The following is an 11,962-nucleotide window of genomic DNA, read 5'->3' as shown; positions in this document are numbered from 1 at the left end:
CATCTGTCGATAATCACGCCTTCTAAAAAAGCACATAAGGATTTGCTGTGAAGAAGCTCTACTTGGCTCTACCGTTCTGCGCGCTGCTGCTACAAGGCTGTGGCGTGACCATGACCCGCTATGAACCCAATTTTCAGAACGTTCAGCAGCTCAAGAAAAATGCACCCATGCAGCCCTTGCGCGAGACGCAGGTGAATGCGGATTCAGGTCAAGGGTCGCTGATGGTGCGCCTGAACCCGATTTCGTCGCCCGAGGGCAGCGTTCCACTGCACATCCAGGCCGCGATCAACGATGAGCTCCGCCAGGCGGGTCTGTTGGACCCTCGGGCTGACCGGCAGTTGCAGGTTCAGTTGGTCAAGAGCCAGCTCACCGCAGGCATGAGCAGCGGCCATGGCGAAGTGGCTGCGCGCTTCACGCTGCGTAAAGGTGATCAGGTTTTATACGAAACCACTAAAGACGTGCAGCGTGATTGGGACAGCAGTTTCTTCGGTCCGATCGCCATTCCGGCGGCCGCGAACAACTACAACCCGATGTTGCAAGATCTGCTCAAGAGCTTGTATAGCGACCCGCAGTTCACTCAAGCGTTGAAGTGATCAAAAAAAAGAGCCGCGATTGCGGCTCTTTTTCTATCGGTGTCAGCCCCGTGGAATGCGGGTGTCGACAGCGGAGTATTTTATGCGGTTGTTGTCGACCCAGTTCTTCAACAGCGCATTGACCTGGCGGTTGAAGGTGTCGGTGATGGCCGCCTTGGGCGTATTGCCTGCCAGGGGCAGGAACCAGATGCCCATCCAGGTGTTGACCGCATCATGATTGCTGGTCTTGCCCAACGGCTGGCCCTGCTCGTCCAGGGTTTCCAGGCTCATGGTGTACTGGTCGGTCGCCAACGCAGGAATGATCGTGAACGTGAAGCCACTGATGAACGCCAGGACCATTTGCCCACCGCCTGGCGCATGGTTGTAGACCTTCAATCGAAGACTGTAATCGCCTGGTTGCTTCTGGAATTCGTCAAAGACCACGCGCCCAAAAAGTCCTGATTCATCGAAGGTTCGCTTCAGGTCGGGCTTGAGCATGTCGCGAGCCTGCGGCACCTCGGTGGCCTTGGCATTGTCGGGGTCGCCCTGATAGAAATCGAAATCGACATAGACGTTCGGCTTGTTCGAGTAGCTGGCCATTGAAGGCAGATTCACGGGGGCAACTTCATCTTTGGTGAAACTGGCGCATCCACTCAGGCTCAAGGCCAAGGCGAGGCCTATGGCTTTTGCAAATTGCATATCGACTTCCTTGCGTAATTTGACTAATGCCGCTCACAGAGAGGGGGACGAATTCTAGCGGGATCCGCTTAAAAGCAAAAGGCTATCATCTAGTAGCCTGTCCTCATTTCCTCGCCCTTGAACAGGCTGGCTGAACGCGGCGTCCTCCTCCCCTGACACCGGCCACCGTTTGGACTTGCGGATTTTCATACCTGCCGTCCACAGGCGGAAGAGCTCCCTCCGGGCGCGATCATCATGCATCTGTAGGATGGCGATCCTCCTTGAATCCGCCGATACTCGCCCCAGGCCCTGCCCCACGTCAAAACGACGTTCCGGCCCTCAATGACTTCGTGACGAAAACAATAAGAATGTCGCACAGAGGTACATACGAATGAGCCGTCATGATCATGGTCACGCCCGCCTCCTCGAGGCCTTCAGCGCAATGACACTGGAGCTTCAGCGCCTGGCGCAGGACAAAGACATCGAGCATTTCCACGAAGCAGCACTGAGCTGCATCAGCCAACTGCTGCCCTTCGACAGCGCCTGGTGGGGCCGCGGAGCATTGATTGACGGGTTACCCGAAGAACACAGCTCCTATCTCCACAAACTGCCCCGTAGTTACCTGTCGGACTGGCAGTCGATTCGTCATATCGATGTGACCGTCACCAGGGCTCACGATGTTCCCGGACAAGCCGTCATTGTCGACATGCGTAACCCTGCCAGCGGCCCTGGGCTCAATTGGCTCGGTGAGACCTACGCCATTGGCGAATTGCTGTGCGTGGTGTACATCGACCCGCAAACCCATCTCAGCGATCACCTCGCGCTCTATCGCGCGACCGACGCGGCACGCTTTACCGAGCAGGACTGCCTGCTGTTGAACAACCTCATGCTGCACCTGGTGGCGGCGGTGTCCGCCAATCAGATTCGCACACTGGTGGCCATGCGCGAGGCCCTCACCCACCCACGCAATCTCGCTCTAGCCGTGTGCGACCGACGCGGCACCCTGCACTGCGCAGAGCGCGGCTTCGTCGACTTGCTGTTGAGCGAATGGCCGGACTGGAGCGGTCCTTGCCTGCCGGTGGCGATGGACGCCGACGGGTATGAAGGCAAGCACTTGCAGGTCGAGGCCTCGACGGTCGGCGATCTGTTCCTGCTGGCCGCCCGCAGCCGCACGGTGCTGATGCAACTGAGCCCACGGGAAAACGCCGTGGCCCAAGGCTTCGGCGAAGGCAAGACCTACAAGGAAGTCGCCCGCGACCTGGGCATGTCCCCCAATACTGTGCGCCACCACATCCGCGCTATCTACAGCAAGCTCGGGGTCAAGGACAAAGCCCGTATCGCCCATCTGCTGCATGCCCCACCTGACTGATCCGCACCGCTGACTCGCGCTTACTTTTTCGCTGTCGTTTTGACGGCCACGGGACACCTTTGCCCTTTTTTTGCCCCTCTGCCACCTACGGGCGAGCCATTCGCCGCACAACAACTTAAAGAAGAGATGCAATGCCCATGACCAACACGTTCACTCGCAATACAGCGCTGGCCCTGATCGGCGGTTTGTCGAGCCTGCACGCCAGTGCCGCCGACCTCAACGCCCGGGATTTTATCGGCGCGCCTTCAGGCACCAACCTGGGCCTGCTCTATCTGCCGGCAAGCCGCGCTGACGACTTCCACGGCCCGGCCGACAGCACCGGCAAGGCCGACCTGAAGGTCAACGCCATGGCTTACCGCCAGGTATTTTTCACCGACATCTGCGGCACGCTATGTACGCCACAGTTCATCGTGCCCTTCGCCGACATCAACGCGCGCCTGCCGGGTGCCAGCCAACACACCGGGGAAAGCGGCTTTGGCGACCCTCAGGTCGGCGGCACCCTGTTCTTGATCAATGACCCTGCTTCACGCACTTACAGCGGATTGCTGACGCTGATTACGCTGCCGATTGGCGAGTACCACAACGACAATCCAGATGTATCGCCCGGTGCCAATCGCTGGGGGGCCACCTTCGTTTACAACTACACCCAGGGCATCGGCGAAAAATGGGTGTTGGAAGCCAACCTTGAAGCCCAGCTCTACGGCAAGAACGACGACTACTTTGGCAGCGATCTGAAACAGGACCCGTTGTATCGCCTGCAAGCCTTCGCCTCCTACGACTTTACGCAAAGCACCTACGGTGCTTTGCGGCTGATCCACGCCGACGGCGGCGAACTGCGGATCAACGACCAGCGCATCGATGACACCCACAAGCGCTACACCCAAGTGGGCTTCGAAGTCGGCCACTGGCTGGATAAACAGAACCAGGTGATGTTCGGCCTTTCGCAGAACGTTGCCACCGATAACGGCTACCACGGCACTGACGCACTGCTGCGTCTGGTCCATGTGTTCTGAATTCATTCACCGGAGCTTCCCCATGAACACCCAGACCCAATCGCTGGTGGATGAGCGTGTGCGCGCATCATCTCAACGGGCGCTGCTGGCAGCCATCGTGCTGTTCGCCGCCATCACCCCGACCATTCTCATGACCGCACCGGCCATCGCCGCGCAACTGGCGACTCAATGGCAGTTGAGCCCGTCACAGATCGGCGATCTGTTCTCCACCGAACTTGGCGCCATGAGCCTGGCCACCTTGCCCGCCCTGTGGTGGCTGAAACGTAGCGACTGGCGCCGCGCCGCATTGCTGGCGGGTGTCGTGTTCATTGCAGCAAACCTTTTATCAGTGCTTGCGGCTGACTACTCGATACTCCTGGCATTGCGCTTTTGCAGTGCCCTGGCGGGCGGTTCGTTGATGATCATCTGCCTGTCCAGCGCCGCGTCAACAGCCAATCCCGGCCGCGTCTATGGGTTATGGGTGCTGGGGCAACTGGTCGTCGGGGCGATCGGTTTGAGCATCCTGCCTCGGCTCTTCGAACACTTCGGGCTATCGGCGTGCTACGTGATCCTCGCCGGGTTGATGACGGCCTTTTTGCCACTGGCCCGCTATTTTCCGCAAGGCAGCCCATCGGCTGAAACAACCGCCGAGCGCGTCGCCATCGCCTCGCTGTGGAAAGCCGCACTGGGCATTCTGGGGGTCTTGAGCTTCTACATTTGCCTGGGCGGTGTGTGGACCTTTATCGGCTCCATCGCCACCCAGGCAGGTATCTCCGCCGAGTCCAGTGGCAAGGTTCTGGCGCTCGCCACGGTGATGGGCATTGTCGGAGCGGGCTGTGCCTCACTGATCGGCGACCGACTGCCACGCTTGCTGCTGTTGCTGCTGGGCTACGCACTGATGGCCGGCTCAGTGCTGTTGCTGCGGGGGCAACCCGAAATAATGCGTTTTGCCGTGGCAGCGCTGCTGTTCAAGTTCACCTGGACCTTCATTCTGCCGTTGATCCTCGCCTGCCTGGCCGACCTCGACCGCTCCGGAAAACTGATGAACGCCTCCAACCTAGTGATCGGCGGTGGCCTGGCTATCGGCCCGACAGTGGCGGGCCGGCTGATCGAAGCCAGCGGCGGTTTCCACTCGCTGCTGATCGGCGGGACGTGCATCACCCTGCTGTCCCTGGCGTTGATGCTCGGCAGCCGCCCAAACGCATGAATGGCCTTATTACCCTAAAGAAAATGGAAAGACGATGAGCCGAAAAAGTGCATTTTTCTTCGACGAACTCAGCCTCTGGCACAGCGCCGGGTTGCATGCCTTGACCTTGCCGGTGGGAGGATGGGTGCAACCACCTGCCGCTGCGGGCCACGCTGAGTCGCCGGAAACCAAACGCCGTCTGAAGAGCCTGCTGGACGTTTCCGGCCTGACCCGCCATTTGCAGGTACGCAGCGCCAACGCGGCGACCGATGAAGATCTGCTGCGGGTTCATACACCCGGTTACCTGCAACGCTTCAAGGCGATGAGCGACGCCGGGGGCGGTGAGTTGGGGCCGCACGCGCCCATCGGGCCTGGAAGTTATGAAATAGCCACGCTTTCTGCCGGGTTGGCCATCGCCGCGGTCGATGCCGTGCTCGTCGGGGAAGTCGATAACGCGTACGCACTGTCGCGCCCGCCGGGCCATCACTGCCTCGCCGACAGCGCCATGGGCTTTTGCTTTCTGGCCAACATTGCCATCGCCATTGAAGCCGCAAAAGCCCGCCATGGCCTGGGCAACGTCGCGGTGATCGACTGGGACGTACACCACGGCAACGGCACGCAATCCATCTTCGAAGAGCGCGGTGACGTGCTGACCATTTCACTGCACCAGGACGGCTGTTTCCCGCCAGGTTACAGCGGTGAAGCTGAGCGCGGCCGCGGCGCGGGGTTGGGCGCGAACATCAATATTCCGTTGTCACCCGGCTGCGGTCATGAGGCTTATCTGCATGCGATGGAACGCATCGTGATCCCGGCGCTGGAGCGCTTCGAGCCAGAGTTGATCATTGTCGCCTGTGGTTACGACGCCAACGCCGTCGATCCGCTGGCTCGCATGCTGTTGCACAGCGACTCGTTCCGGCAAATGACCAGCCTGGTGCGCAAAGCCGCGGAACGTCTTTGCCAGGGCCGTCTCGTTCTGGTCCACGAAGGTGGGTATTCCGAAGCGTATGTGCCGTTTTGCGGGCTGGCGACCATCGAAGAACTGGCGGGCGTCAGGACAGCAGTCACCGATCCCATGTTGGAATTTATACAACTACAGCAACCGAAGGAGGCGCTTGCGGCGTTTCAGCGGCACTTGATCGATGAGTTGGCCGAAGCACACCAGGCCTAGCAGCCGACAATGTGGCGGGTCAGTTCCACGGCCCGAGCGTGACGCAAAATCCGATGCCATGACAGGCATCGGATTTTTTCGGGAAGACGCTTCGAAATTACCTGACACGCTCAAAAACGATGTGAACCTTCGCCCCATCCGGGCGACGAAAATCTTCTACCATCCGGTTGCCATCGACCTTCAACTGCAGGTCGTCCCGGGTGCGCACAGCGCCCACCCAGTTCGGGAACGTAGCCCCTTCGACAGTGTTGCCTGTGAACTCACCGTTCGGATCGACGGTATATCGCCCGAAAAAACCGATGCTCCCCGCCATCGCTGCCCGGTTTTCCTCATCGGTGCCTTCGCCACGAACGTTGGATCGAAACGCCGGCACGCGTGGATCCGTGAGTACTTCGACAAACGTCAGCTCTGGCGTGAAGACGAGCCAACCATGAGGATCGGGGCCATAAGCATCCGATTTACTGCCCTGGCTCTCAACGGTTGCACTGACCATGCGCCATGTCCCGACCAAGGCATTTTCTTTGCCCGCAAACGCTGTGGAGAACGCCGAGAAAGCAACGAGCGCTACGATCGCCAGTACCTTGTTTTTCAGACTCATCCGCTTCACCTTTCCTCGCCGCTACGACGCGGCAGACAATAGAGTGGGTTTCATTCTGGTCCGCATGGTCTTCATGCCCTGGCCGAGATGGTCGCCAAACGTAACTCCCGCAACGTGGCATTATCCGCCCTCCGCCCCAGTTGCCAGCCCAAGTAACCCCACAGCAGTGCGCAACAGGCGCCGATTATCGCGGCCAGACCGGCCCCCTGCCCTAGCAGGTCGAGCAGGCTCTTGGCCCAGCCGCTCATGGCGTCACCTGCGCGATAAACCACGGTGTCGATGAAGTTCTTGGCCTTGTATTTACTCTCGGCATCCAACGGCGCGAACAGCATTTCCCTGCCCGGTCGGACGAACGCGTACTCACCGATTCGTCGCACGATCATCACCGCCGCCAGCAGAGCGAACCCCGGCGCCAACGCCAGGCCGAGGAAGCCGATGCACATGAGCAGCGGCACGACGGCCAACAAAGCACGCACCCCCAACTTCGGCGCGATGCGGCCGGTGATGAACAGCTGGGACAGCAACGCACCGGCCTGCACGATGATGTCGATGGTGCCGAAGATGCGTACTTGCGCCTGGCGATCCGGATAGTGCTCGGCCACCAGGCGCGCCTGCTCGAAATAGAGAAAGGTGCTGACCGTCGCCAACAGCACCACGAAGCCGGCGATCCCCAGCAAGTAAGGTGACCTGAGCACCGCCGTCAACCCGCTGAACGGATTACCGTGCAATGGCTGTTGGGGGCTTTGCGTCGGTGCGGCGCCGGGGCGGCCGGCCCCGCCCGTTTCGCGCCACCCCATCAACGCCCGTTTCAACACCAGCGAGGCGCCGAGCAACACGGCCGCCAGAAACATCAACCCCGAGGCGCCGAGGGGACCGATGAGCAGCGCGCTCAGGGCCGGACCCAACAGACCGCCGACGCTGGCGCCCGCGGCGATGAAGGCGAACAGACGCTTGGCCTGCTCGCTGTCGAATACATCTGCCATCAGGCTCCAGGCCACTGACACGACGAACAAGTTATAAACCGAGATCCAGACGTAAAAGCCCCGGGCCAGCCAGACACTGTCCGGCTGGAACTGGAACAACTCGACGAACATCAGCAGGTTGAAACCGAAGAAGCCGTACACCCAGTCGATCAGGCGCAGGCGCGGCACCCGCGAACTGAGCCAGGCGAACAACGGCACGGCTGCCAGCATGACCAGGAAGGTCGCGGTAAACAGCCATTGCAGATTCTCCACCCCCGCCGCGATGCCCATCGATTCACGGATTGGGCGCAGCGTGAAGTAACCGGTGAAGAGACAAAGGAACAGCAGGAACCCGCACAGCGCCGGACGCAACTCACCGTCGCGGGCGTTCAGGGCGAGACTCAGCCGGTGCAAATAGGAAGGCGCACTCATAAGGAACTCCGGGGAGACGGCAACAAGACAAAGGTCAAGCGCGGGACGGACGCCCGCGCCCAGGGTTGCATCAGCGATAGGTCACGCCGGTCAGTCGCTCGGAGACGGCCCAGAGCCGTTCGGCATCGGCCTGCGTGCTCGCGGCGGGCGGCGTCTTGGCGAATCCCAACGGACCGCGTCTTTCGCCGTCAGCGGTCGGGCCGTAATAAGCTCCGCCCACCGCTTGCGCAGCAGTGGCGGCATACAAGGTGGGCAACGCCCCTTGTGCCGCTGAGTGGTACGCGTCACGGTCCTTTGCCCAACGCCGACCGAACTCGCTGTCCAGGCCTGGCCCCCGTGCGACCAACTCGGTGACCGCAACGCCGGGATGCGCCGCCATGCTGCGAATCCCCCAGTTTTCAGCATCACTGCGCCGCTGCAAGGCAAATGCCCAGTGCAGGACGGCCAGTTTCGATTGCGCGTAGGCCGCGTACGGGTCGTACTTCTGCTCGCTCTGAAGGTCATCAAGGTTCATCGCGCCGCGCGCCGCGGCAATGCTGGACAGGCTCACCACGCGGGCATCCTGGCTTTGACGCAAGAGCGGCACCAACAGGCCGGTCAGCGCGAAGTGCCCCAGGTAGTTGGTGGCCAACTGAAGTTCAAAGCCATCGGCGGATGTACCCCGCTCGGGCGGTGCCATGACGGCGGCATTGTTGATCAACACGTCGAGGCGCGGCAGCCGTTGATTGAGACGCTGGGCCAGGTCGCGCACCGATGAAAGATCAGCCAGGTCCACGTTCTCGAACTGCACCTTGGCGTCGGGCACGGACTCGCGGATACGCGCAATGGCCTGTGCGCCGCGCTCTGGGTTGCGCGCGGCGATGATGACCTCGGCGCCGGCACGCGCCAAGGCCAGCGCATCCTCGTAGCCCATGCCGCTGGTGCCACCGGTGATCAGGACAATCCGGCCTTTCTGGGACGGTATGTCGCTGGTCGACCAGTCTGGTTTCGGTGTAATGCGATCGGAAGCTTCGATACTCACCGTACTGAGCAGCGCGACGCCCGCGGCGAGGGTTCTCGCCATTCTCGCAAGCCGATTCATGGTGCTCGTGCGGCCAATGGCGGGTGTTGTTCTATTCCACATGGTGATGGTCCCTGTCTGAAGAAATGAACCGGCATCGCCGGACGGTCACTGGTTCGAGCACGCCTGCGCCAACTGCAGAAAGCTGACGTGCTTCTTTATTCCCTGGGTATTCAAATAGGTCATATTGGCTTGCACGACCTCGCATACCGGTGATGTCGCCTCCTCGATATGGATGACCCTGGCGATGTCCAGCGGCATGCCATATTCGTAGGCCGGGAACTGCGTTTGTTCTTTGGCGAGCAGCGGCGAGCCGCTCAAGGAGATGACTGCCAGCAGGACGGCAATCGACAGGTTTCGAATGTTCATAGTGGGCTCCACGACACTGTCCTCGTTGGGATGGTCGTGGCACTCTAGGCGGGGGCGACTGACGTCAAGGTGACTGCTGGCTGACGGGAAGATGTCAAACGCGGGCGGACTTTACTCGCAGGGGCGACGACTAACGCGCCGTCTGGTTCATCAAGGAAAATCCGAAGGTGTTGAGCCCATTTTCGCTGTGGGCAAACACGCGTCCACCGTGCATGGACGCCACCGCCCGCACGATGGAAAGGCCCAGGCCATGGTGGGCATCGCTTCGCGTCCTGGCGGTGTCGGCGCGATAGAAACGCTCGAACAAACGCTCCAGGTGCGAATTGTCGATGGGCTCCCCGGCATTGGAAACGCTCACCTCGACCTGCATGCCGTGGCTGGCCAGCGTTACCGTGATGGTGCTTGTCGGCACCGCGTATCGCGCCGCGTTCTGTATCAAATTGGCCAGGGAGCGGTGAAAGAGGCGTCGGTCGATGCACACGCGCATGTCACCTTGGATCACCACGCTCAGCTGTTTGTCGTGCAGGACCGGCTCCAGATACTCCACCGTCTTCGACGCCTCTTCATAAAGCGAGACATCACTGAGCTCGGTAGCCCGTTGCCCGCTCTCGGCTCCGGCCAGGAACAGCATGTCATTGACGATGGTGCCCATCCGTTCCAACTCTTCGAGGTTCGACTGCAGCAAGTCTTGAAGCTCGCTCACCTCACGCCCGTGGGCCAATGCCACCTGGGTCTGTCCGATCAGGTTGGTCAGGGGCGTTCGCAGCTCATGGGCCACGTTGGCGTTGAACCCTTCGAGCTGGCACCAGGCCGCTTCCTGGCGAGCCAGGGCGCCGTTGAATGACACCGCCAGTTCCTGCAATTCGCCTGGCAGCGCCTCGGTGTCCAGTCGCTGCTTCGAATCCCCCGGCGGCAGGCTGTTGGCTTGACGGCTCAAACGCCTTACCGGTCCCAGACCAAAACGCGCGATCCAGTAACCGAGCAGCGCAACCAGCCCGATGCCCAACGCCGAGGTCAGGATCAATATCTTGGTGAAGTGGTCCAGGGTCTTCCTGAACGGCGTTGAATCCAGCCCCACGATAAAGCGCAGTTCCGGACGATCGCCCATGGCGGGAATGGTCTTGAGCAACACCATCATGGGCCGCTCTTTCTCAGGCAGGTCGACGGTAAACAGCCCATCGGAGCGCTTCGACCAATCCTGGCCGTCCGGCATCGCCCCGCCGTAACTGAAGGCTGGGTTGTCCACCAGGATCCAATAGCGGACTCGTTCATCCGCAGGCGTCAGGCCGTCGAGCTTCTGGCGCAAACCGACCCAGAACGTCGGCGAATCGTATTTGGCGAGCACCGGGTCGAGCACGGAATGGCGCAGGATCAGCTCATTCTGCATCTGGTCATCGAGCGATTGCTTCAAGGAACAGCGCAACAGCGTCGCGCTGATCGACATGATCAGCAGGACAGCGAGGGCGAACATCAGGGCAAGCCGCTTGGCGATCGATCTTTTCATCAAGGCGTACCCGTTTGCCTGCCATCTGCCTCTCGGCTTTCCAGTACATACCCCATGCCGCGGACGGTATGTAGCAGCTTGCGCGGATACGGGGTATCCACCTTGGCGCGGACGCGCTTGATCGCAACCTCGACGACGTTGGCATCACTGTCGAAATTCATGTCCCAGACCTGCTCGGCAATCATCAACTTGGAAAGGATCTCGCCCTGATGCCGCGCCAACAGGCTTAACAGGGAGAACTCCTTGGCCGTCAGGTCCAGCCGCAGCCCTCCCCGGGTCACCTTGCGCGCTTGCAGATCGACCTCCAGGTCGTCGATGCGCAAATGCGTCAGGTCAACCGTGTCACCGGCGCGACGACGTATCAAGGCCTGGACACGTGCGACAAGTTCGGCAAACGAAAAAGGCTTGCCCAGGTAATCATCGGCGCCCTCGCGCAGCCCTCGAATGCGGTCATCCACCGTGCCCCTGGCCGACAGCATGATGACCGGGGTTTTCTTGTGCAGGCGCAGGCCTTGCAGCACGTCGTAGCCGTCCTTGCCCGGCAGCATCACATCCAGGATCACCACGTCGTAATCCCATTCCAACGCGTAGTGCAGGCCATCGATACCATTCGTGGCAACGTCGACAATGTAGCCGAGCTCGGTCAAGCCACGATGGACGTAGGAGGAGGTTTTTTCTTCGTCCTCGACAATGAGCAAACGCATCGGGTAACGCCTCTCTTAAAACGGTGCCACAAATTAGGAGACCCAATAGTCGATCCCGATGTTTGGCTGGGTGCTGATGCTTCAAGCCCCTGCAAGATCGCCTGGATGTACATTTTCCCCAGTCTAGGCGGCGAAGGTGTCCTCAGGCTGACCGCTTCCTGACATTCTTGTCAGGAAAGCTGCAAGGGCCGAGTCCGTCACTCTTACTGAGTTATTCGAATTTGGAATTACAGTTATAGCTAACGAAACTATGTAGACGACCTTTCGTCACCTATCTTGACGTCAGGTATCCGTCCCAACTGGGGCGATGCTGGAACGTTATCTAACGGGCTCCAGACACACGTTAATCGGCAGGATAAGGATCTGCT

12 protein-coding genes are annotated in these 11,962 nt (G+C 60.4%); 5 read left to right on the top strand and 7 right to left on the bottom strand.

Annotated elements, in window-relative coordinates:
- Positions 1 to 47: 47 nt before the first annotated feature.
- The gene (locus tag AD662_RS15195) at positions 48 to 593 is read left to right on the top strand and encodes a hypothetical protein (RefSeq protein ID WP_053179834.1); all 546 of its coding nucleotides are present in this window, start codon (positions 48 to 50) and stop codon (positions 591 to 593) included.
- A gap of 42 nt (positions 594 to 635) precedes the next feature.
- Here AD662_RS15195 and AD662_RS15190 read toward each other — a convergent pair whose 3' ends face one another.
- Positions 636 to 1,271, bottom strand: coding sequence for a hypothetical protein (locus AD662_RS15190; protein WP_018603986.1), 636 nt, complete (start codon positions 1,269 to 1,271; stop codon positions 636 to 638).
- 370 nt (positions 1,272 to 1,641) lie between these two features.
- Between AD662_RS15190 and AD662_RS15180 the strand changes: the two genes are divergently transcribed.
- From AD662_RS15180 to AD662_RS15165, 4 genes are all read left to right on the top strand, one after another.
- Positions 1,642 to 2,619 (top strand): helix-turn-helix transcriptional regulator, encoded by a 978-nt coding sequence (locus AD662_RS15180; RefSeq protein ID WP_018603988.1) that lies wholly within the window; start codon positions 1,642 to 1,644, stop codon positions 2,617 to 2,619.
- Between the two features lie 131 nt (positions 2,620 to 2,750).
- On the top strand, positions 2,751 to 3,632 hold the full coding sequence (locus tag AD662_RS15175) for a transporter (protein WP_018603989.1): 882 nt from the start codon (positions 2,751 to 2,753) through the stop codon (positions 3,630 to 3,632).
- A gap of 22 nt (positions 3,633 to 3,654) precedes the next feature.
- Positions 3,655 to 4,818 carry an MFS transporter gene (locus AD662_RS15170; protein WP_053188490.1) on the top strand — a complete coding sequence of 388 codons (1,164 nt, stop codon included), beginning with the start codon at positions 3,655 to 3,657 and terminating at the stop codon, positions 4,816 to 4,818.
- A gap of 34 nt (positions 4,819 to 4,852) precedes the next feature.
- Positions 4,853 to 5,965, top strand: coding sequence for a class II histone deacetylase (locus tag AD662_RS15165; RefSeq protein WP_053188487.1), 1,113 nt, complete (start codon positions 4,853 to 4,855; stop codon positions 5,963 to 5,965).
- Positions 5,966 to 6,062: 97 nt separating this feature from the next.
- Here AD662_RS15165 and AD662_RS15160 read toward each other — a convergent pair whose 3' ends face one another.
- From AD662_RS15160 to AD662_RS15135, 6 genes are all read right to left on the bottom strand, one after another.
- Entirely contained in the window at positions 6,063 to 6,563 is a 501-nt protein-coding gene (locus AD662_RS15160; RefSeq protein WP_053188484.1) for a lipocalin-like domain-containing protein, read from the bottom strand.
- A gap of 71 nt (positions 6,564 to 6,634) precedes the next feature.
- Complete coding sequence (locus AD662_RS15155) at positions 6,635 to 7,957, bottom strand: NTP/NDP exchange transporter (protein ID WP_053188481.1); 1,323 nt, start codon at positions 7,955 to 7,957, stop codon at positions 6,635 to 6,637.
- 70 nt (positions 7,958 to 8,027) lie between these two features.
- The gene (locus AD662_RS15150; protein WP_235862410.1) at positions 8,028 to 9,020 is read right to left on the bottom strand and encodes an oxidoreductase; all 993 of its coding nucleotides are present in this window, start codon (positions 9,018 to 9,020) and stop codon (positions 8,028 to 8,030) included.
- Positions 9,021 to 9,125: 105 nt separating this feature from the next.
- Positions 9,126 to 9,386: a DUF2790 domain-containing protein gene (locus tag AD662_RS15145; RefSeq protein WP_053188478.1), complete on the bottom strand. Its 261-nt coding sequence runs from the start codon at positions 9,384 to 9,386 to the stop codon at positions 9,126 to 9,128.
- A gap of 130 nt (positions 9,387 to 9,516) precedes the next feature.
- Positions 9,517 to 10,890, bottom strand: a complete 1,374-nt coding sequence (locus AD662_RS15140; RefSeq protein ID WP_053188475.1) for a heavy metal sensor histidine kinase — start codon at positions 10,888 to 10,890, stop codon at positions 9,517 to 9,519.
- Complete coding sequence (locus AD662_RS15135; protein ID WP_018603997.1) at positions 10,890 to 11,594, bottom strand: heavy metal response regulator transcription factor; 705 nt, start codon at positions 11,592 to 11,594, stop codon at positions 10,890 to 10,892. Before AD662_RS15135 ends, AD662_RS15140 begins: the two co-directional genes overlap by 1 nt.
- Positions 11,595 to 11,962: the final 368 nt, after the last annotated feature.

The sequence above is a fragment of the Pseudomonas kilonensis genome (assembly GCF_001269885.1).
Lineage (GTDB): Bacteria > Pseudomonadota > Gammaproteobacteria > Pseudomonadales > Pseudomonadaceae > Aquipseudomonas > Aquipseudomonas kilonensis.
The sequence above is the reverse complement of the archived record's forward strand: the minus strand, read 5'-3'. Positions and strand labels throughout refer to the sequence as shown.

Bases quoted from the DNA above. Each gene is read 5' to 3' on its own strand.
- AD662_RS15135 (WP_018603997.1), bottom strand. From the start codon at position 11,594: ATGCGTTTGCTCATTGTCGAGGACGAAGAAAAAACCTCCTCCTACGTC.
- AD662_RS15175 (WP_018603989.1), top strand. From the start codon at position 2,751: ATGCCCATGACCAACACGTTCACTCGCAATACAGCGCTGGCCCTGATC.
- AD662_RS15180 (WP_018603988.1), top strand. From the start codon at position 1,642: ATGAGCCGTCATGATCATGGTCACGCCCGCCTCCTCGAGGCCTTCAGC.
- AD662_RS15140 (WP_053188475.1), bottom strand. From the start codon at position 10,890: ATGAAAAGATCGATCGCCAAGCGGCTTGCCCTGATGTTCGCCCTCGCT.
- AD662_RS15150 (WP_235862410.1), bottom strand. From the start codon at position 9,020: ATGGCGAGAACCCTCGCCGCGGGCGTCGCGCTGCTCAGTACGGTGAGT.
- AD662_RS15190 (WP_018603986.1), bottom strand. From the start codon at position 1,271: ATGCAATTTGCAAAAGCCATAGGCCTCGCCTTGGCCTTGAGCCTGAGT.
- AD662_RS15160 (WP_053188484.1), bottom strand. From the start codon at position 6,563: ATGAGTCTGAAAAACAAGGTACTGGCGATCGTAGCGCTCGTTGCTTTC.
- AD662_RS15155 (WP_053188481.1), bottom strand. From the start codon at position 7,957: ATGAGTGCGCCTTCCTATTTGCACCGGCTGAGTCTCGCCCTGAACGCC.
- AD662_RS15165 (WP_053188487.1), top strand. From the start codon at position 4,853: ATGAGCCGAAAAAGTGCATTTTTCTTCGACGAACTCAGCCTCTGGCAC.
- AD662_RS15170 (WP_053188490.1), top strand. From the start codon at position 3,655: ATGAACACCCAGACCCAATCGCTGGTGGATGAGCGTGTGCGCGCATCA.
- AD662_RS15145 (WP_053188478.1), bottom strand. From the start codon at position 9,386: ATGAACATTCGAAACCTGTCGATTGCCGTCCTGCTGGCAGTCATCTCC.